The following is a 20,612-nucleotide window of genomic DNA, read 5'->3' on the forward strand; positions in this document are numbered from 1 at the left end:
CTTGAGCATGGTGACCTTAAGTCCCCGCGCCTCCAGGATGGCCGCCAATGATGCCGATGCAATGCCTTTCCCCAATGAAGAAACAACACCGCCCGTGACGAATATGTAGCGCGTCATGAAAAACCCTAGAAGTCTGCGTTAAAGCGGTCAGTGCCGCCGGGGAAAGCGAAGGAAGGCCGAAGCCCCCGATCACCTGCATTAATTACAGTGCATCTTTCAAAAAAACCGCCGCGTTGGGACAGACCGGTAGATGAATCACCAGTAGGTTGCTCGCTACACATTTTTTGGAATCGCCCAGCAAAGACTGCTTGGTAATCGGCAACTCCTGCAATTCAGGCGAATCCACAGAAGTTGTATCAAGAAGGGAGCGTAGTCTACCGGAAAGCCCCTTTCAGCTCAAACCTTGATCGTTGATTACTGGCTGCCATCGTAAAACCAGGTTTGCCCCCGCACTGACGTCCAGCCCGGGCAGGTTGGCCACGGCGATCAGTTGCTCATCGCAGTACAGCAGCGGCAATCTGCCACGGGCAAACAACGGCACCTGACGCTCATTGAGCAAGCGCTTGAGGTCACGGTGGCCACGACCGGGCAACTGCATGATTTCCCCGCCCTGGCGGTAGCGCACACTGAGCAGGCCTTGCGGGGCCTCACCCGCCAGGCTGAGCCGGCCATTGCCGGGCAGTGCCAGTTCAACTGATGGATCAGCCCAGGGCACAGTACCCGTGAGCGCGGGCAGCCCCGCGCCGGACAACCACCAGACCCGCCCATTGGCCCGATGCAGCTCGCCATCTGCCAGGCGCCAGATCGGCCGGGCATCCGCCGCGGCATCCCGCAGGCTGTCCCAACCCGACCAATGGTCAGTGTCTGGCAGCCGAGTCAGCGTTGCCAACCAATGCCCCAAGGCGTTGCGCTGGCGAGCCGCGGACAGCCCGGCCAGCACCGCCAGGTCCAGCGACGGTTGCCCCAGCCAGGCAAATTCATGGGCAGTGGCAGCCCGGGCCAGGTCCATCTGGGCCAACTCATCAAGCAAGCCCTGAGCCTCGCGCAGATGGCCGGCACTGCGGGCCAGGGTGGCGGCAGCCTGGGGCCAGCGGCAACTGAGCACGGGGAAAACCTGCTGGCGCAGGTAATTGCGGGAAAACTGCTGGTCGCCGTTCGAGGGGTCCTCGACCCAGCGCAACTGATGCGCCCGGGCGTACGCCTCAAGCTCGGCCCGTGGCACATCCAACAACGGCCGCACCAGACTCCCGCGTCCCAAGGCACGATGGCCCGGCATTGCCGACAAGCCCCTGACCCCCGCGCCCCTTAACAGACGAAACATCAGGGTCTCAGCCTGATCGTCGCGGTGCTGGGCCGTCAGCAACAGCTCACCGGCCTCAGTCACCTGGATAAAGGCGGCATAACGCGCCTCGCGGGCGGCTCGCTCCAGGCTGGCACCCGCCTGGACCTGCACCCGAATCACCGCCAGCGGCACGTCCAACTCGTCACACACGGCCTGACAATGCTGCGGCCATGCATCAGCCGCAGCCTGCAGGCCGTGATGCACGTGGACAGCGTGGAGTTTTGGCAGGTCCTGGCTTTGAGCCAGTTGCGCCAGGAGGTGCAGCAGCACGGTGGAGTCAAGGCCACCGGAGAAGGCGATACGCCAGGTCGGTGCGTTGCGCCAGGGGGTCAGGTTCAACAGCAGTCTTGCAGATAGATCCGTGAGCTGGCGCATAACGATCACTTCGCACACATCAAAGGTGGGAGCGAGCCTGCTCGCGAAAAAAGCCAGCCAACACTGAGGTTGACTGTAGCTCCGTCATCGCGAGCAGGCTCGCCCCTACAATGATCTCGCGTCAGATCACAGACCGTAGCTCATCAGGCGCTCGTAACGACGGGCCAGCAGCGCGTCGTTGTCGAATTTCTTGAGCATCTGCAGTTGCGCGACCAGTTCGCCACGGATCGAGGCAGCCGCAGCGGCTGGATCACGGTGGGCGCCGCCCAATGGTTCGCCGATCACCTTATCGACGATACCCAGGCCCTTGAGGCGCTCGGCGGTGATGCCCATCGCTTCGGCAGCATCCGGGGCCTTTTCCGCGGTTTTCCACAGGATCGAGGCACACCCTTCCGGCGAGATCACCGCGTAGGTCGAATACTGCAGCATGTTCAACTGATCGCAGACACCAATGGCCAGTGCACCACCGGAACCACCCTCACCGATCACGGTGGCGATGATTGGGGTTTTCAGGCGGGACATGACCCGCAGGTTCCAGGCAATGGCTTCGCTCTGGTTGCGCTCTTCGGCGTCGATCCCCGGGTACGCGCCCGGCGTGTCGATGAAGGTCAGGATCGGCATTTTGAAACGCTCAGCCATTTCCATCAGGCGGCACGCCTTGCGGTAGCCTTCCGGGCGCGGCATGCCGAAGTTGCGGCGAACCTTCTCGCGCACTTCACGGCCTTTCTGGTGACCGATCACCATTACTGGCTGGTCGTCCAGACGGGCTACACCGCCGACAATCGCCGCGTCATCGGAGAAGTGACGGTCACCGTGCAGCTCATCGAATTCGGTGAAGATGTGCTGGATGTAGTCCAGGGTGTAGGGACGACGCGGATGACGCGCCAGACGAGCGATCTGCCAGCTGGTCAGCTTGCCGAAGATGTCTTCGGTCAGCGTGCTGCTCTTGTCCTGCAGGCGCGAGATCTCATCGCCGATATTCAGCGAATTGTCATTACCGACCAAGCGCAACTCTTCGATCTTGGCTTGCAGGTCGGCGATCGGCTGTTCGAAATCTAGAAAATTCGGGTTCATAGGCGTCCGTCTTGGGTCGACGTCCAAGTGAGCTTGGGTCGGCCGGTTGTCTATTCGCGCCCTACCTTAAGGGACAGGCGCGTTCAGGTCGAGATTAAAAATTCGGGTCATGGCCAGGGCGCTTCAAGGGCCCCTGACCGTCAACGGTATTGGAGGAAGACGTTGTCTCGCCCGAACTGGTCACGCAGGGCTTGAATCAAGCTGTCTGCCGGATCGATTCGCCAGGTCTCGCCAAATTGCAGCAAGGCCTTCGCGTCGGGGCTGGTGTACTCCATGGTGATAGGGCAGGCGCCACGATGACGCTTGAACAACTCCCCCAGCCAGCGCAACTGATCGCCCTTGAGGTCCTGGGTCTGCACCTTCAGGCGCAGGCTTTCGGCCAGGTTGGTGCGCGCATCTTCCATGCTCATCACCCGCTTGACCCGTAGCCGCAGGCCACCGGAGAAGTCGTCATTGCTGACTTCGCCCTCGACCACCACCATCGCGTCGGTTTGCAGCAGCGATTGCGCGGAATGGAACGCCTCGGCGAACAGCGACGCCTCGATCCGACCTGAACGGTCGTCGAGGGTGATAAAGCCCATCTTGTCGCCCTTTTTGTTCTTCATCACCCGCAGGGCGATGATCATGCCGGCGACAGTCTGGGTGTCGCGAGCCGGCTTCAGGTCGATGATGCGCTGGCGGGCAAAACGGCGGATTTCACCTTCATATTCGTCAATCGGGTGACCGGTCAGGTACAGCCCCAGGGTGTCTTTTTCACCTTTCAGGCGTTCCTTGAGCGTCAGCTCCTTGGCTTTGCGGTGATTGGCGTAGACGTCCGCGTCTTCTTCGACAAACAGTCCGCCGAAGAGGTCGGCGTGCCCGCTGTCGTGGGTCCGCGCCGTCTGCTCGGCCGCCTTGATCGCCTCTTCCATGGCCGTCAGCAGCACCGCGCGGTTGCGGTCGATATTGGCCTGGTAGGCCTTGGTCTCATCAAAGAAATACGGACCCAGGCGGTCCAGCGCGCCGCTGCGGATCAGGCCGTCGAGGGTGCGCTTGTTGATTCGCTTGAGGTCGACCCGCGCGCAGAAATCGAACAGGTCCTGGAACGGCCCATCCTGACGCGCCTCGGTAATCGCCTCGACCGGCCCCTCGCCCACGCCCTTGATCGCGCCCAGGCCGTAGATGATCCGGCCCTCCTCGTTCACCGTGAACTTGAACTCCGAAGTGTTCACGTCCGGCGCGTCGAGACGCAGCTTCATGGTCCGCACTTCCTCGATCAAGGTCACGACCTTGTCGGTGTTGTGCATATCCGCCGAGAGTACCGCGGCCATGAACGGCGCCGGGTAGTGGGCTTTCAGCCAGGCCGTCTGGTAAGACACCAGGCCGTAGGCGGCGGAGTGGGATTTGTTGAAGCCGTAACCGGCGAATTTCTCCACCAGATCGAAGATGTTACCCGCAAGGTCAGCGTCGATATTGTTGGTCGCGCAACCTTCGATGAAACCGCCACGTTGCTTGGCCATCTCTTCGGGTTTTTTCTTACCCATGGCCCGACGCAGCATGTCCGCACCGCCGAGGGTGTAGCCGGCCATGACCTGGGCGATCTGCATCACCTGTTCTTGATACAGGATGATGCCGTAGGTCGGTGCCAGTACGGGCTTGAGGCCCTCGTACTGGTAGTCGGAGTGCGGGTACGCCAGCTCGGCGCGACCGTGCTTACGGTTGATAAAGTCGTCTACCATGCCCGATTGCAACGGGCCGGGACGGAACAGGGCCACCAGTGCGATCAAGTCTTCCAGGCAGTCGGGCTTGAGCTTTTTGATCAGCTCCTTCATGCCGCGCGACTCGAGCTGGAACACCGCGGTGGTCTCGGCCTTTTGCAGCAAGCTGTAGGTCGGCTTGTCGTCCAGCGGGATAAAGGCGATATCCAGCGGCGGCTCGTCGATCTTGGCGCGGTCGCGGTTGATGGTTTTCAGCGCCCAGTCGATGATCGTCAGGGTCCGCAGACCGAGGAAGTCGAACTTCACCAGGCCAGCCGCCTCGACGTCATCCTTGTCGAACTGGGTGACCAGGCCGCCACCCTCTTCATCGCAATAGATCGGCGAGAAGTCGGTCAGCTTGGTGGGTGCGATCACCACACCACCGGCGTGCTTGCCGACGTTACGCACAACGCCTTCGAGCTTGCGCGCCATCTCCCAGATTTCCGCCGCCTCTTCATCGACCTTGATGAAGTCACGCAGGATCTCTTCCTGCTCGTAGGCTTTTTCCAGGGTCATGCCGACTTCGAAGGGAATCATCTTCGACAGGCGATCCGCCAGGCCGTAGGACTTGCCCTGGACCCGCGCCACGTCGCGCACCACCGCCTTGGCGGCCATGGAGCCGAAGGTGATGATCTGGCTAACCGCGTTGCGCCCGTATTTCTCGGCCACGTACTCGATGACCCGGTCACGACCGTCCATGCAGAAGTCGACGTCGAAGTCGGGCATGGAGACCCGTTCCGGGTTGAGGAAACGTTCGAACAGCAGGTCGTATTCCAGCGGGTCGAGGTCGGTGATTTTCTGTACATAGGCCACCAGCGAGCCGGCACCCGACCCCCGGCCCGGCCCCACCGGAACCCCGTTGCTCTTGGCCCACTGGATAAAGTCCATCACGATCAGGAAGTAACCGGGGAACCCCATCTGGATAATGATATCCAGCTCGAAATTCAACCGGTCGACGTAGACCTGGCGCTTGGCCTCGTAGTCCTCGGTGGTGTCCTTGGGCAGCAGCACGCTCAAGCGCTCTTCAAGCCCGTCGAAGGACACTTTGCGGAAATACTCGTCGATGGTCATGCCATCGGGAATCGGGAAGTTGGGCAGGAAGTGCTTGCCCAGTTTTACATCGATATTGCAGCGCTTGGCGATCTCGACCGTGTTCTGCACGGCATCGGGCAAGTCGCTGAACAGCTCGAGCATTTCCTCGGCGCTTTTGAGGTATTGCTGGTCGCTGTAGTTCTTCGAGCGCCGGGGATCGTCGAGTGCCCGGCCTTCACCGATGCACACCCGGGTTTCGTGGGCGGCAAAGTCTTCCTGCTTGATGAATCGCACGTCGTTGGTGGCCACCAGCGGCGCGCCGATCTTGTCGGCCAGGGCCACGGCTGCGTGCAGTTGCTCTTCATCGTTGGGACGGTTGGTACGCTGGATTTCCAGGTAAAAACGGTCCGGGAACACCGCCATCCACTCGTGAGCCAGGGTTTCGGCTTCGTCCGGGTTGCCGCCGAGCAGGGCCATGCCGATCTCGCCCTCCTTGGCTGCCGAGAGCATGATCAAGCCTTCGTTGGCCTCTGCCACCCATTCGCGCTCGATGATGACCTGGCCATTGCGCTGGCCATCGATGAAGCCGCGGGAAATCAGCTCGGTGAGGTTGCGATAACCGACCGCATTCATCGCCAGGAAGCTGATCCGGCTCAACGCGTTGTCCGGGTCTTTGTTCGACAGCCACAGGTCGGCGCCGCAGATCGGCTTGATCCCCGCACCCATGGAGTTTTTGTAGAACTTGACCAGGGAACACATGTTGTTCTGGTCGGTGACCGCTACGGCCGGCATGTTCATGCCGACCAGGGTCTTGACCAGCGGCTTGATCCGCACCAGACCGTCGACCAGGGAGTATTCAGTGTGCAGGCGTAGGTGAACGAATGAAGCCGGCATAGTGATCCTGCTAATAACGTGGAGACAACAAGGCCCGGATTGTACCGGGCCTTGGCAAAAACATCAGCTTGGACTAGCGCTCAAGCAGCCCTTCGCGAGCCTCGTAAGCCTGCCGCACCGGCGCGAACGAACGCCGGTGAATCGGGGTCGGGCCCAGGCGCGCCAGGGCTTCCAGGTGCACAGGAGTCGGATAACCTTTGTGGCCGCCGATGCCATACCCCGGGTAAATCAATTCAAAGGCGGCCATTTCGCGGTCGCGGCTGACTTTGGCCAGGATCGACGCCGCGGCAATCGCCGGGACCTTGCTATCGCCCTTGACCACCGCTTCCGCCGGCATGGCCAGCTTGGGGCAGCGGTTGCCGTCGATCATCGCCAGTTTTGGCTGGATGTGCAGGCCTTCGACGGCGCGCTGCATCGCCAGCATGGTGGCATGGAGAATGTTCAACTCGTCGATTTCTTCGATTTCAGCGCGAGCGATACACCAGCTCAGGGCTTTCTCACAGATTTCGTCGTAGAGCTTTTCGCGACGAGCTTCAGTGAGCTTCTTCGAGTCATTGAGGCCGAGGATCGGGCGCAGCGGATCGAGGATCACCGCCGCCGTCACCACCGCGCCACAGAGTGGACCGCGCCCCACTTCATCGACTCCGGCGACCAGCTCTTCAGCATCCGCGACAAGGTTGAAATCCAGGCCCATTTGCATCTTTACCGTAGTCATTGTGGTGCGCCGATCAAATTGAGGACCGCGTCAGCAGCCTGGTTCGAGGCATCGCGGCGCAGGGTCCGGTGGATCTGGTCAAAACCGATGGTTTGCTCTTCGCCGCCATCGATCAGCGGCGACAGGGTCAGCGCCAACGCCTCGGGCGTCGCATCGTCCTGCAGCAACTCGGGCACCAGCAGACGCTGGGCCAGCAAGTTCGGCAAGGAGATGTAGGGGCTTTTCACCATGCGCTTGAGAATCCAGTAGGTCAGCGGCGCCAGGCGATAGGCCACGACCATCGGCCGCTTGTACAACAAAGCCTCCAGCGTCGCAGTACCCGAGGCGATCAGGACCGCGTCGCAGGCAGCCAGCGCCAGGTGCGAGCGCCCGTCCAGCAGGGTGACCGGCAAATCACGGCCAGCCAGCAGCTCTTCGAGCTGCACCCGCCGCTCAGGGTTGGCACACGGGATGACAAACCGCACCCCGGGGCGCATGGCCCGCAACCGCTGGGCGGCATCGAGGAACAAGCCGCCCAGGCGCCCGACTTCACCGCCCCGGCTGCCCGGCATCAGGGCGACCAGAGGGCCGTCCGGCAGGCCCAGTTCGGCGCGCGCTGCGGCGCGGTCGGCTTCCAGCGGAATGGCATCGGCCAGGGTGTGGCCGACAAACCGCACCGGCACGCCTTTCTCTTCGTAGAACCGGGCTTCGAACGGCAGCAGCGTGAGCATCAAGTCGCAGCCTTCGCGGATCTTCAGCACACGCTTCTGCCGCCAGGCCCAGACCGAAGGGCTGACGTAGTGCACGGTCTTGATCCCGGCCTGGCGCAGCTTGAGTTCGATATTGAGGGTGAAATCTGGCGCATCGATACCGATAAACACGTCCGGCTTTTCGGCGATCAAGGTCTTGATCAACTTCTTGCGCCGAGCCAACAGTTCACGCAAGCGCCCCAGGACTTCCACCAACCCCATGACCGACAAGCGCTCCATGGGAAAATAGGACGTCAGGCCTTCAGCCTGCATGAGCGGGCCACCGACACCGATGAACTCGACCGCTGGGTGGCGAGCCTTGAGCGCACGCATCAAGCCCGCGCCCAGGATGTCGCCGGAAGCTTCGCCCGCCACCAGCGCTATACGCAGATTAGCCATGGTTAGCGGGTGATGCCGCGGGTCGAAGACTGGATCGAGTCACGGAACACTGCAACTTCCGGAAACTGCGCCGAAGGCTCGACCAGCTCAGCCAATGCCTGCTCCACGGTCAAGCCCTGGCGGTAGACCACTTTGTAGGCGCGACGCAGGGCATGGATAGCTTCTTCGCTGAACCCACGACGGCGCATGCCCTCGAAGTTCATGCTGCGCGCTTCGGCCGGGTTGCCGAACACCGTGACATAGGCCGGTACATCCTTGCCGATGGCCGTGCCCATACCGGAGAAGCTGTGGGCACCAATGTGGCAATACTGATGAACCAGGGTGAATCCGGAGAGGATCGCCCAGTCGGCCACGTGTACATGCCCGGCCAACGCGGTGTTGTTGACCAGGATGCAGTGGTTGCCGATGACGCTGTCGTGGCCGATGTGGGCATAAGCCATGATCAGGTTGTGATCGCCCAGGGTGGTTTCCGAGCGGTCCTGGATGGTCCCACGGTGAATCGTCACCCCTTCACGGATAACGTTGTGGTCACCGATCACCAGCCGCGTCTCTTCCCCCTTGTACTTCAGGTCAGGGGTGTCCTCACCGATCGAGGAGAACTGATAGATGCGGTTGTGCTTGCCAATCCGGGTCGGCCCCTTGAGCACCACGTGCGGGCCGATCACTGTTCCCTCGCCGATTTCCACACCTGCGCCGACGATCGACCAAGGGCCGACCTCAACGCCCTCAGCCAGTACGGCTGTCGGATCGATGATTGCGCGAGGGTCAATCAAACTCATACTTTTTGTTCCGCACAGATGATCTCGGCCGAGCACACGGGCTTGCCATCCACCGAAGCCTGGCATTCAAACTTCCAGATCTTGCGCTTGCAGCTGATGAAGGTGGCTTCGAGGATCAACTGGTCGCCCGGCTTGACCGGCTGACGGAAGCGTAGCTTGTCGGAGCCGACAAAGTAGTAAAGCGTGCCATCGGCAGGCTTGACGTCGAGCATTTTGAAACCAAGGATTCCGGCAGCCTGGGCCATCGCTTCGATGATCAATACGCCCGGCATGATTGGATGCGCGGGGAAGTGACCGTTGAAGAACGGCTCGTTGATGCTGACATTCTTGTAGGCACGAATGCGCTTTTCCTCAACATTGAGGTCCACTACGCGGTCCACCAGCAGGAACGGGTAACGGTGAGGCAGGTATTCGCGAATCTCGTTGATGTCCATCATTTCGGGGGGAAGCCTATGTAAAGATTGGGAACGCGCGACTGATGCACGCTCCTCTAGCAAATCAAGGAGGCAGTCTAACGGCTGTGCACGCTTGATATGGAAATGGTATCAGCCATCTGATGAAGCATTACCACCAGGGGTCACTTCACCTACCTGCTTTTCCAGCTGGCGCAGGCGTCGCGCGATGTCATCGAGCTGACGGATGCGTGCCGCGCTTTTGCGCCACTCGGCGGCCGGCTGCATGGCCGTACCGGAAGAATAGGCGCCCGGCTCGGTAATCGAGTGGGTGACCATGGTCATTCCGGTCAGGAATACGTTGTCGCAGATCTCGATGTGCCCCACCAGCCCGACACCGCCGGCCAGCATGCAATGCTTGCCGATCTTGGTGCTGCCGGAAATGCCTACGCACGCTGCCATGGCGGTGTGATCACCGACCTGCACGTTGTGCGCGATCTGAATCTGGTTGTCCAGCTTCACCCCATTGCCGAGGATGGTGTCAGCCAAGGCGCCACGGTCGATAGCGGTATTCACGCCAATCTCCACGTCATCACCGACCAGCACCCCACCGACCTGGGCAATTTTCTGCCAGATGCCCTTTTCGTTGGCGAAACCAAACCCTTCACCGCCGAGCACCGCACCGGACTGAATGACCACCCGCTTGCCAATGCGCACGTCGTGGTACAGCGTCACTCGCGGGGCCAACCAGCCACCTTCACCGATCTCGCTACGGGCACCGATGAAGCAATGGGCGCCGACCGTGACACCGGCAGCAATCCGGGCACCGCTCTCGATCACCGCAAACGCACCGATGCTCGCCGCCGGGTCAACCACCGCGTCCGCCGCGATGACTGCCGTCGGATGGATACCGGCAGCCGCCTTGGGTTTGGGATCGAACAGGTGGGACACCCGCGCGTACGCCGCGTAAGGATCCGGCACCACCAGCGCATCACCGGCAAAACCTTCGGCGTCAGCGGCCTTCAGCAACACGGCTGCGGCATGGCTGTCGGCCAGGTATTTACGGTATTGGGGGTTTGCCAGAAAGCTCAACTGAGCTGGGCCAGCCTCTTGTAAAGTGGCTAGCCCAGTAATTGTCTTCTCTGGGTCACCACACAATGTGGCGCCCAGGAACTCGGCCAATTGGCCGAGGGTTTTAGTCGCTGTCATGGATTACTTCAGCTGATTCATGCGCTCGATAACCTGGCGGGTGATGTCGTATTGCGGCTTGACATCAATCACTGCGCCACGCTCGAAGACCAGGTCAAAAGCACCTTTCTTGATGACTTCTTCCACAGCGCTGTCCAGTTTCGGCTTGAGCTGCTTGAGCATTTCACGGTCGGCAACGGCCTTGGCTTCGTTCAATTCCTTGGACTGGAACTGGAAGTCGCGGGCCTTTTGCTTGAATTCAAGCTCCAGACGCTCACGCTCGCCCTGGGCCATTTTGTCGCCACCGCTGACCAGACGATCCTGGATGCCTTTGGCACTGCTTTCCAGGGTCTTGAGCTTGCTCAGTTGTGGGCCGAACTTCTTCTCGGCGTCCACTGCGTACTTCTTCGCCGCGTCGGATTCCAGCAGCGCCATCTGGTAGTTCAGTACCGCGATTTTCATGTCGGCAAATGCCGGGGTCGCTACCAGGACAGTTGCCAGGAGAACCAATTGAGTCAACTTACGCACGATGCACTCCTACAAAATCCATTGTCGTTGTCTTGGGGCAGACGCTTAGAACGTCTGACCGAGGGAAAATTGGAACACTTGGGTTTCAGCGTTATCCGGTTCTTTCACCGGCATGGCCAGAGCAAAGCTCAAAGGACCCAATGCAGTAACCCAGGTCACGCCAATACCCACGGAGCTGGCCAGGTTGCTGAGGCTGACGTCGTTGCACTGTGTTTGGGACTTAGAACCATTGCTGTTGATGGTCTGCTCGCACTTGGAGTCGAATACGTTACCGACATCCCAGAACACGGAAGTACGTAGCGAACGTTGATCCTTGACGAATGGCAGCGGGAACAGCAGCTCGGCACCACCCTGGATCAGGACGTTACCACCAAACGGCAGCGGATCGTTGTCCGGGTCGGCAACCGTACCTTGGTTCCCCGTTTCCTTAACACCACGACTCGGGGTACTGCGAGGACCCAAGGTACTGTCCTTGAAGCCACGAACCGAGTTGAAACCACCAGCATAGTAGTTTTCGTAGAATGGCAAGCCATCGGTCGAGCCGTAGCCGTCACCGTAGCCCAACTCGGTATGCAGGCGCACGGTGTAGTTATCGGTCAATGGCTGGAACAACTGGCCACGGTAGTCGAGCTTGAAGAACGACAGGTCGCTGCCCGGCACCGTGGTTTCCAGGGTCACGCTCTGGGAGTGACCACGGGTGGCCAATACGCCTTTGTTCAGGGTCGACTCGGACCAACCGGCCGAAGCCTTGAAGTTCAGGTACTGGTCGCCTTCACGGTTAACGAAGTCGAAGATCTCGTCGACGGTGTACTGGCCGGTCTTGATCTTGTCTTGCTGTGCGTTCAGACCAAAGGTCAGGCGCGAAGTCTCGCTGATCGGGTAACCCACGCTGACACCGGCACCCAGGCTGTCCACGGCATAGCTGGAAACGTCGGTATCGAGCTCATCGTAGTCAGTGGTGCGGTAGAAAGCGTTGTAACCCAGGCTCACGCCATCGGCTGTCCAGTAGGGGTCCACGTAACCGAAGTTGTAGCGGCTCTGGTATTCACTGCGGGTCAAACCGATGCTGACCTTGTTACCGGTACCCAGGAAGTTGTTCTGGGTAATCGAACCACCGAGGATCAGGCCGGCGCTCTGGGCAAAACCGACGCTGGCAGTGATGGAACCGGATGCTTGCTCTTCAACGCTGTAGTTGACGTCTACCTGGTCATCGACACCCGGCACGGCCGGCGTCTCGACGTTGACTTCCTTGAAGAAGCCCAGGCGCTCCAGACGGGTCTTGGACTGGTCGATCAAGTAGGTCGAAGCCCAGCCACCTTCCATCTGGCGCATTTCACGACGCAGCACTTCGTCTTCGGACTTGGTGTTGCCACGGAAGTTGATACGGTTCACGTAGGCACGTTTGCCCGGATCGACCACGAAGGTGATATCGACCGTGTGGTCTTCGTCGTGCGGCTGAGGCACGCCGTTGACGTTGGCGAAGGTGTAGCCCTCGTTACCCAGGCGACGGGTGATCAGTTCGGAGGTGGTGGTCATCAGCTTGCGCGAGAACACCTGGCCTTTCTGCACCAGCAACAGCGCCTTGACCTGGTCTTCAGGCACTTTCAGGTCGCCGCTGAGCTTCACGTCACGAACGTTGTACTTCTGGCCTTCGTTGACGTTGACAGTAATGTAGACGTGCTTCTTGTCCGGGGTGATGGACACCTGGGTCGAAGCGATATCCATGTTGATATAGCCGCGGTCCAGGTAGTAGGAGCGCAGGCGCTCGAGGTCACCGGAGAGTTTTTCACGGGCGTACTTGTCATCGTTCTTGAAGAACGACAACCAGTTGGTGGTCTTGAGTTCGAACAGGTCGATCAGGTCATCGTCGGGGAAAACCGTGTTGCCCACCACGTTGATGTGCTGGATAGCGGCAACGGTGCCTTCGTTGATGTTGACCTTCAGGCCTACGCGGTTGCGCGGCTGAGGGACCACTTCGGTATCAACGGTGGCCGAGTAGCGGCCTTGAGCCACGTACTGGCGCTGCAGTTCGTTACGCACGCCTTCGAGGGTTGCGCGCTGGAAGATTTCGCCTTCAGCCAGACCGGATTGCTTGAGGCCCTTCATCAGGTCTTCAGTGGAGATCGCCTTGTTGCCTTCGATCTCGATACTGGCGACGGAAGGACGCTCGACCACCGTGATGACCAGGACGTTGCCGTCGCGACCCAACTGGATGTCCTGGAAGAAACCGGTTTTGAACAGCGCACGAGTGGATTCGACCAGGCGACGATCATCCGCCTGCTCACCGACGTTCAACGGCAAGGCACCAAAGACGCTACCGGCGGAAACCCGCTGGAGGCCGTTGACGCGAATATCGGAGATAGTGAAGGACTCGGCGTGAACTTCGGCGATCATCAATACGGTGAGAACCGCAGTTAGCAGCAGACGTTTCATGAAGTCCTTTCTTATTCCAACTGGCAATAAAAACTGCCGCAAAATGCGGCAGATTCGCAATTCAGCGAAGCGTTACAGTCGACCCAGATCGTTGACCAAGGCAAGCAACATCACCCCGACCACCAAACTGATACCGATCTGTATCCCCCAACCTTGCACCCGATCCGACAAGGGACGACCACGCGCCCACTCGATCAGATAAAACAACAAATGCCCCCCATCCAGTACAGGAATGGGCAACAAATTCAGAACCCCCAGGCTAATACTCAGATAAGCAAGGAAATTCAGGAAATCAGCGACGCCCGACTGGGCAGAAGCGCCCGCCACTTTAGCAATGGTTATCGGTCCACTCAAGTTTTTTACCGAGAGCTCGCCGAACAACATTTTCTTCAGCGAATCGAGGGTCAGCACACTCATGGTCCAGGTGCGCCGCGCCCCTTCGCCAATGGCCGCTACAGGACCGAAGCTGACCTCACGAATCATCGTTGGTGGCCAATCGACAGCTTTCACCCCCGCCCCCAGGTAACCGGTGGCGGCCTTGCCGTCACCTCGGACCGCCAGGGTCACAGGGACGTCGATTTGAGCACCGTCGCGCTCGACCTGCAGCACAATTTTGGTTTCAGGACGTACACGCACCCAATCGACCACTTGCTGCCAATCCGTCAGCGCCTGGCCATCGAGCTTCAACAGCCGGTCGCCGGTTTTCAGGCCTGCCGCCTGGGCCGGCCCCTTGGGATCGAGCTCAGCCAGGACCGGCGGCAAGGCCGGACGCCATGGACGAATGCCGAGGGAGCGAATCGGATCAGGCTCATCGGCGCCCTTGAGCCACTTGTCCAGAATCAGTTCACGGGGGGTATCGGCAGTGGAGCCCTCCTCGCGCACCAACAACTGCACCGCACCACTCTCACCCAGGCGGCGCACCAGTTGCAGATTGACGGCGGCCCAACCGGAAGTGGCCTCACCATCGACGGCGACGACTTCCTGGCCCGGGCTCAAGCCGGCCTTGGCGGCGATACTGCCGATTTCAACTGCGCCAATCACCGGGCGCACCTGCTCGGTACCGAGCATGGCCAGGACCCAGAAGAACACCAGGGCCAGCAGGAAGTTGGCAATAGGGCCGGCAGCAACGATAGCGATACGCTGGCGAACCGACTTGCGATTGAAGGATTGCTCCAATTGATCAGCCGGCACGTCGCCTTCACGCTCATCGAGCATTTTCACGTAGCCACCCAGCGGAATGGCGGCAATCACAAATTCGGTGCCCTGGCGATCGTGCCAGCGTATCAACGGCATGCCGAAGCCTACGGAAAAACGCAGGACCTTGACGCCACAACGACGCGCGACCCAGAAGTGGCCGAATTCATGGAAGGTGACCAGCACACCCAGGGCTACCAGGGTGCCGACAATCATATAGAGCGCGCTCATCTACTTTCTCCGCAATCCTATTCAGCGCTGGCGCCGGCAAACCTGCCGCAACACCTATCGCCCGTGGCGGCTCAACCAACGCTGCGCCAGTACACGCGCTTTCGCGTCCGCCGTAAACACTGCCTCGAGATCCGCCACAGCCACCACCGGCTCAAGGTTCAATACTTCCTCGATGATACTCGCGATCTCCAGGTAGCGGACACGCCCATCCAGAAAGGCGGCAACCGCCACTTCGTTGGCCGCATTCAACATGGCCGGCGCGCTGTTACCCGCCTCGGCCGCCTGGCGTGCCAGGCGCAGGCACGGGAAACGCTCTTCGTCGGGTGCCTGGAAATCCAGGCGCGCGATAGCAAACAGATCAAGCGGCGCCACACCGGAGTCAATCCGCTCAGGCCAGGCCAGCGCATTGGCGATGGGTGTGCGCATGTCCGGGTTGCCCAACTGGGCCAGCACCGAACCGTCCACGTAGTCGACCAGCGAGTGAATCACGCTCTGCGGGTGGATCACCACTTCGACCTGGGAGGGCTTGGCATCGAACAGCCAACAGGCCTCGATCAACTCCAGCCCCTTGTTCATCATGCTCGCCGAGTCGACCGAAATCTTGCGCCCCATCGACCAGTTGGGATGGGCGCAGGCTTGATCCGGCGTCACATCTGCCAGCTCGGCCAGGGCGGTCTGGCGGAACGGGCCACCCGATGCAGTCAGCAGAATCCGCCGCACCCCGACATTGCCCAGCCCGCGGGAAAAGTCCGTAGGCATGCACTGGAAGATCGCATTGTGCTCACTGTCGATCGGCAACAATACCGAACCGCTCTTGTGCACCGCCTGCATGAACAAGGCGCCGGACATCACCAGCGCCTCCTTGTTGGCCAGCAGGATCTTCTTGCCAGCTTCCACTGCCGCCAGGGTCGGGCGCAGTCCTGCCGCACCGACTATCGCCGCCATCACCGCATCCACTTCGGGATCGGCAGCCACCTGGCACAACCCCTCCTCCCCCACCAGCACACGGGTCGGCAGGCCAGCAGCCCGCAGATCGTCCTGCAGACGCCGCGCCGCTTCAGGTTGCGGGACCACGGCAAAACGCGGCACGTGACGGATGCACAAGGCCAGCAACTCACTAAGGCGCGAGAAGCCACTCAAGGCAAAGACCTGGAAACGCTCCGGGTGGCGAGCGATGACGTCCAGAGTGCTCAGGCCTATGGAGCCGGTCGCACCGAGGACGGTGATCTGTTGTGGCCGGCTCACGGTGCGGCCATCCACAACAGCACGGCAAACAAGGGGATTGCAGCGGTCAGGCTGTCGATTCGATCCAGCACACCGCCGTGACCCGGCAGCAGGTTACTGCTGTCCTTGATCCCGGCCTGACGCTTGAACATGCTTTCGGTCAGGTCACCGACCACCGAGATGAACACGATGATAGCCGCGCCGATCAGGCCCATGAGCAACTGGCCCACGCTCCAGTCGCGTACCAGGCCGACGACCAGGGTAATCACCAGGCTCAACAGCAGCCCGCCATACACCCCTTCCCAGCTCTTGCCAGGACTGACCAGCGGCGCCAGCTTGCGCTTGCCGAAGGCCCGGCCGGAGAAGTAAGCGCCGATGTCCGCGCCCCAGACCAGCACCATGACCGCCATAATCAGCCAGTTGCCCAGCGGGTATTGCTTGATCAGCACCAGGCCTTGCCAGGCCGGCAACAGGATCAGCAGGCCGATCACCAGCTTGCAGGCGGCACTCGCCCAATGCTCGCTGGTCTTGGGGTAGGTCAGCACCAGGAACGTCGCCACGCCCCACCACAGCACGGCTGCGCCCAACACCCAAGGCGCAAGCCCGGGCACCAAATGCAGGACCAGCAGCATCGCGGCTACCACGGCCCCGTAGGCGACACGCATCGACTGCGCCTCGAAGCCCGCCAGGCGCGCCCATTCCCAGGCGCCCAGGGTTACCACCAGGCCGATGAACAGCGCAAAAGCGGAACCTTCGAGCAGGAAAAACCCGCACAGGGCGATTGGCAGCAGGATCAGTGCCGTGATGATTCGTTGTTTAAGCATTAAACCCGGGCTCCAGCTTCGACCTGTTCGCTCGTTTTACCGAAGCGACGTTGGCGAGAAGCGAAATCGGCCAGTGCAGTACGCATGGCTTCGTGTTTGAAGTCCGGCCAGAACAGGTCGGAGAAGTACAACTCGGAATAGGCCATCTGCCACAACAGGAAGTTGCTGATGCGATGCTCGCCACCGGTGCGAATACACAGGTCCGGCAACGGCAGGTCGCCTGTGGACAGGCAGGTCTGCAGCAAATCCGGGGTGATGTCGTCCGGCCGCAGGTGGCCGGCCTGAACTTCTCGCGCCAGACGCTGCGCAGCCTGGGCAATGTCCCACTGACCGCCATAGTTGGCGGCGATTTGCAGGACAAAACGATTGGCCCCGGCCGTCATCGCCTCGGCTTCACGCATGGCTGCCTGAAGCTCCGGATGAAAACGCGAGCGATCGCCAATGATGCGCAAGGAAATGTTGTTGTCGTTGAGGCGCTTGGCCTCACGACGCAACGCCTTGAAGAACAGGTCCATCAAGGCACTGACTTCATCGGCCGGGCGCTGCCAGTTTTCACTGGAAAACGCGAACAGGGTCAGGACTTCCACCCCCGATTCCGCGCACACCTCGATTACGGCGCGCACAGCATCGACGCCCGCCTTGTGCCCGGCAACGCCGGGCAAGAAACGTTTTTTTGCCCAGCGATTATTGCCGTCCATGATGATCGCGACATGTCGCGGCACCGTGGACAGCGCAGGCTGCTTGGTCTTTTCCATGAAAGCGCGACCCTTATACGGCCATCAAATCCGCTTCTTTTTGCTTGGTCGCTGCGTCGATTTCGGCCTCAGCCTTGTCGGTCAGCTTCTGGATATCAGCAGCGGCACGACGCTCTTCGTCTTCGCTGATTTCCTTGTCCTTGACCAGTTTCTTCAGATCGCCCAGTGCATCACGACGAATGTTGCGCACGGCAACACGAGCATCTTCAGCTGCGCTACGCGCCTGCTTGGTGAAGCCCTTGCGGGTTTCTTCAGTCAGAGCAGGCATGGAGATCAACAGCAGCTCGCCCAGGTTCGTCGGGTTGAGGTTCAAACCTGCACTTTGGATCGCCTTGTCGACTGCCGCGAGCATATTGCGCTCAAACGCCACGACCTGAAGGGTCCGGGAGTCTTTTACCGTGATGTTGGCCACTTGGGTGATGGAAGTGTCCGTGCCGTAGTACGGCACCATCACGCTACCCAGGATGCTTGGGTGAGCCTTGCCGGTACGAATCTGACCAAATGCATGGTTCAGAGAGTCCAGCGATTTCTGCATGCGCTCTTGAGCGTCTTTCTTGATTTCGTTGATCATTGTTCGCCTTCCTCGATCAGAGTCCCTTCAGCGCCGCCATGTACGATGTTCAGCAGGGCGCCGGGCTTGTTCATGTTAAATACGCGCAGCGGCATCTTGTGGTCGCGGCACAGGCAGATAGCCGTCAGGTCCATGACACCCAGCTTGCGATCCAGTACTTCATCGTAGGTCAGATGATCGAACTTCTCGGCATGCGGGTCTTTGAATGGATCTGCGGTGTACACACCGTCAACCTTGGTCGCTTTCAGCACGACGTCGGCATCGATTTCGATCGCGCGCAGGCAGGCAGCCGAATCGGTGGTGAAGAACGGGTTGCCGGTACCGGCCGCGAAGATCACCACTTCCTTGGAGTTGAGGTGACGCATGGCTTTGCGGCGATCGTAGTGATCGGTCACGCCAACCATGGAGATGGCCGACATCACGATGGCCGAGATATTCGCACGTTCCAGCGCGTCGCGCATGGCCAGGGCGTTCATCACAGTGGCCAGCATGCCCATGTGGTCGCCAGTGACCCGATCCATGCCGGCCGCACTCAGTGCCGCGCCGCGGAACAGGTTGCCGCCACCGATCACCAGGCCGACCTGGACGCCGATACCGACCAGTTGGCCGACTTCCAGCGCCATGCGATCCAGGACCTTTGGGTCGATCCCGAACTCTTCGGAGCCCATCAAGGCCTCGCCGCTAAGCTTGAGTAGAATGCGTTTATAGCGAGCCTGATAACCACTGCCCTGCTGAGCCATTGCGAATCTCTCCTGCGGCGTATTTTAAAAAATTCTGTGCTGGCTGTTTACAGCCTGCGTTTACTCTAGCTTGACGCTATCACAGCGCCATCAGAACACGGCTTTGTAAGCCAGTTCCGAAGGGAAGCCAAATAAAATCGACCTCCCATTTGAAAAGAGGCTGCGCGCGTGAGCGGGCAGCCTCTTTCGGGCGACAGTTGAAAACTGTCTTATTGCTTGGCAGCAGCCAGCTGGGCAGCAACTTCTTCAGCGAAGTTGTCGACCGGCTTCTCGATGCCTTCGCCTACTGTGAAGTAAGTGAAGGAAACGATTTCAGCACCGGCTTTCTTGGCCAGTTCGCCAACCTTGATTTCAGGGTTCTTGACGAACGCCTGCTCAACCAGGCTTGCTTCAGCCAGGAACTTGCTGATACGGCCTTTGACCATGTTCTCAACAATGTTTTCTGGCTTGCCTTTGATTTTTTCTTCGTTCAGCTGCAGGAACACGGCTTTTTCGCGCTCGATCGCTTCAGCGGAAACTTCCGATGGCAGCAGGAACTCAGGGTTGCTAGCAGCTACGTGCATAGCGATGTCCTTGGCCAGCTCAACGTTGCCGCCTTTCAGAACAACAGCTACACCGATCTTGTTGCCGTGCAGGTAACCACCAACCACATCACCTTCAACGCGAGCCAGGCGACGGATGTTGACGTTTTCGCCAACCTTGCCGACCAGTACCAGGCGAGCAGCTTCTTGAGCCTCGATCAGCGGAGCGACGTCAGTCAGCTTGTCGGCGAACGCTTTTTCAACGCTTGCAGCAACAAATGCCTTGAAGTCGTCCTGCAGAGCCAGGAAGTCAGTCTGCGAGTTCACTTCCAGCAGGACTGCGGATTTACCGTCTTCCTTCAGGGCGATAGCGCCTTCAGCAGCAACGTTGCCTGCTTTTTTGGCAGCCTTGATGGCGCCCGAAGCACGCATGTCATCAATGGCTTTCTCGATGTCGCCGCCAGCCTTGGTCAAGGCCTTTTTGCAGTCCATCATGCCTTCGCCAGTACGCTCGCGCAGTTCTTTGACCAACGCTGCAGTAATCTCTGCCATTTTCAAATTCCTCTTGGATAGGTTTTCAACCATTCCACCCGATCGAACGGGCGTTCAATTCTTCTCGATCCACCCTTTGTTAGCTGCCGCACGTTACAAAAGGGCAGTGGGCGCCGACAAATGGTTTTCGAGGTGGCAAAAAGGGGGCCAAGCCCCCTTTTTGCTTACTGAGTCAACGCCAAGGCGTCAATTACTCAGCTGCTGCTACCGGAGCTTCTTCTACGAACTGCTCGGTGCCGCCAGCAACGTGGTTGCGACCGCGGATTACAGCGTCAGCCATCGAACCCATGTACAACTGGATAGCGCGGATTGCGTCATCGTTGCCTGGGATGATGTAGTCAACGCCTTCCGGGCTGCTGTTGGTATCGACTACGCCGATAACCGG

Annotated in this window: 18 protein-coding genes and 1 pseudogene (1 of these 19 cut by a window edge); all 19 read right to left on the bottom strand. The window is 60.0% G+C overall.

Features of this window, described 5'->3' with window-relative positions:
* Positions 1-117, bottom strand: a pseudogene (locus ACIOVD_RS12920) (CTP synthase); it reaches 1,505 nt to the left of the window's first position.
* Between the two features lie 274 nt (positions 118-391).
* Positions 392-1,717: a tRNA lysidine(34) synthetase TilS gene (tilS, locus tag ACIOVD_RS12925; RefSeq protein WP_401128048.1), complete on the bottom strand. Its 1,326-nt coding sequence runs from the start codon at positions 1,715-1,717 to the stop codon at positions 392-394.
* 126 nt (positions 1,718-1,843) lie between these two features.
* Positions 1,844-2,791 carry an acetyl-CoA carboxylase carboxyltransferase subunit alpha gene (locus ACIOVD_RS12930; protein WP_095166814.1) on the bottom strand — a complete coding sequence of 316 codons (948 nt, stop codon included), beginning with the start codon at positions 2,789-2,791 and terminating at the stop codon, positions 1,844-1,846.
* Positions 2,792-2,931: 140 nt separating this feature from the next.
* Positions 2,932-6,453 carry a DNA polymerase III subunit alpha gene (dnaE, locus tag ACIOVD_RS12935; RefSeq protein WP_401128051.1) on the bottom strand — a complete coding sequence of 1,174 codons (3,522 nt, stop codon included), beginning with the start codon at positions 6,451-6,453 and terminating at the stop codon, positions 2,932-2,934.
* 73 nt (positions 6,454-6,526) lie between these two features.
* Positions 6,527-7,153: a ribonuclease HII gene (rnhB, locus tag ACIOVD_RS12940; RefSeq protein WP_159998740.1), complete on the bottom strand. Its 627-nt coding sequence runs from the start codon at positions 7,151-7,153 to the stop codon at positions 6,527-6,529.
* A gap of 11 nt (positions 7,154-7,164) precedes the next feature.
* Entirely contained in the window at positions 7,165-8,295 is a 1,131-nt protein-coding gene (gene lpxB / locus ACIOVD_RS12945) for a lipid-A-disaccharide synthase (protein ID WP_095166808.1), read from the bottom strand.
* 2 nt (positions 8,296-8,297) lie between these two features.
* Positions 8,298-9,074 carry an acyl-ACP--UDP-N-acetylglucosamine O-acyltransferase gene (gene lpxA / locus ACIOVD_RS12950; protein ID WP_095166805.1) on the bottom strand — a complete coding sequence of 259 codons (777 nt, stop codon included), beginning with the start codon at positions 9,072-9,074 and terminating at the stop codon, positions 8,298-8,300.
* Positions 9,071-9,511, bottom strand: coding sequence for a 3-hydroxyacyl-ACP dehydratase FabZ (gene fabZ, locus ACIOVD_RS12955; RefSeq protein ID WP_027619040.1), 441 nt, complete (start codon positions 9,509-9,511; stop codon positions 9,071-9,073). The genes lpxA and fabZ overlap by 4 nt, the downstream gene beginning before the upstream one ends.
* Positions 9,512-9,619: 108 nt before the next feature.
* Positions 9,620-10,675, bottom strand: coding sequence for a UDP-3-O-(3-hydroxymyristoyl)glucosamine N-acyltransferase (lpxD, locus tag ACIOVD_RS12960; protein ID WP_095166803.1), 1,056 nt, complete (start codon positions 10,673-10,675; stop codon positions 9,620-9,622).
* A gap of 3 nt (positions 10,676-10,678) precedes the next feature.
* Positions 10,679-11,182, bottom strand: coding sequence for an OmpH family outer membrane protein (locus tag ACIOVD_RS12965; protein WP_095166801.1), 504 nt, complete (start codon positions 11,180-11,182; stop codon positions 10,679-10,681).
* Positions 11,183-11,227: 45 nt separating this feature from the next.
* Complete coding sequence (bamA, locus tag ACIOVD_RS12970) at positions 11,228-13,615, bottom strand: outer membrane protein assembly factor BamA (RefSeq protein ID WP_320333746.1); 2,388 nt, start codon at positions 13,613-13,615, stop codon at positions 11,228-11,230.
* A gap of 72 nt (positions 13,616-13,687) precedes the next feature.
* On the bottom strand, positions 13,688-15,040 hold the full coding sequence (rseP, locus tag ACIOVD_RS12975) for a sigma E protease regulator RseP (protein ID WP_401128058.1): 1,353 nt from the start codon (positions 15,038-15,040) through the stop codon (positions 13,688-13,690).
* Positions 15,041-15,094: 54 nt separating this feature from the next.
* Positions 15,095-16,285, bottom strand: a complete 1,191-nt coding sequence (gene ispC, locus ACIOVD_RS12980) for a 1-deoxy-D-xylulose-5-phosphate reductoisomerase (RefSeq protein ID WP_401128061.1) — start codon at positions 16,283-16,285, stop codon at positions 15,095-15,097.
* Positions 16,282-17,088 (bottom strand): phosphatidate cytidylyltransferase, encoded by an 807-nt coding sequence (locus ACIOVD_RS12985; RefSeq protein ID WP_095166793.1) that lies wholly within the window; start codon positions 17,086-17,088, stop codon positions 16,282-16,284. Before ACIOVD_RS12985 ends, ispC begins: the two co-directional genes overlap by 4 nt.
* Positions 17,088-17,843: a polyprenyl diphosphate synthase gene (uppS, locus tag ACIOVD_RS12990; protein ID WP_095166791.1), complete on the bottom strand. Its 756-nt coding sequence runs from the start codon at positions 17,841-17,843 to the stop codon at positions 17,088-17,090. The genes ACIOVD_RS12985 and uppS overlap by 1 nt, the downstream gene beginning before the upstream one ends.
* Positions 17,844-17,856: 13 nt before the next feature.
* Positions 17,857-18,414, bottom strand: a complete 558-nt coding sequence (gene frr / locus ACIOVD_RS12995) for a ribosome recycling factor (RefSeq protein WP_095166789.1) — start codon at positions 18,412-18,414, stop codon at positions 17,857-17,859.
* Complete coding sequence (gene pyrH / locus ACIOVD_RS13000; RefSeq protein ID WP_011059526.1) at positions 18,411-19,154, bottom strand: UMP kinase; 744 nt, start codon at positions 19,152-19,154, stop codon at positions 18,411-18,413. Before pyrH ends, frr begins: the two co-directional genes overlap by 4 nt.
* A 209-nt stretch (positions 19,155-19,363) precedes the next feature.
* A complete protein-coding gene (tsf, locus tag ACIOVD_RS13005; RefSeq protein WP_401128066.1) occupies positions 19,364-20,227 on the bottom strand; it encodes a translation elongation factor Ts in 864 nt (287 codons plus the stop codon).
* A 190-nt stretch (positions 20,228-20,417) separates the two neighbouring features.
* Positions 20,418-20,612, bottom strand: a 195-nt coding sequence (locus ACIOVD_RS13010) for a 30S ribosomal protein S2 (protein ID WP_401128069.1), incomplete at its 5' end; no start/stop codon positions are given.

Source organism: Pseudomonas sp. NPDC087626 (genome assembly GCF_044743405.1).
In the GTDB taxonomy this organism is placed as follows: Bacteria; Pseudomonadota; Gammaproteobacteria; order Pseudomonadales; family Pseudomonadaceae; genus Aquipseudomonas.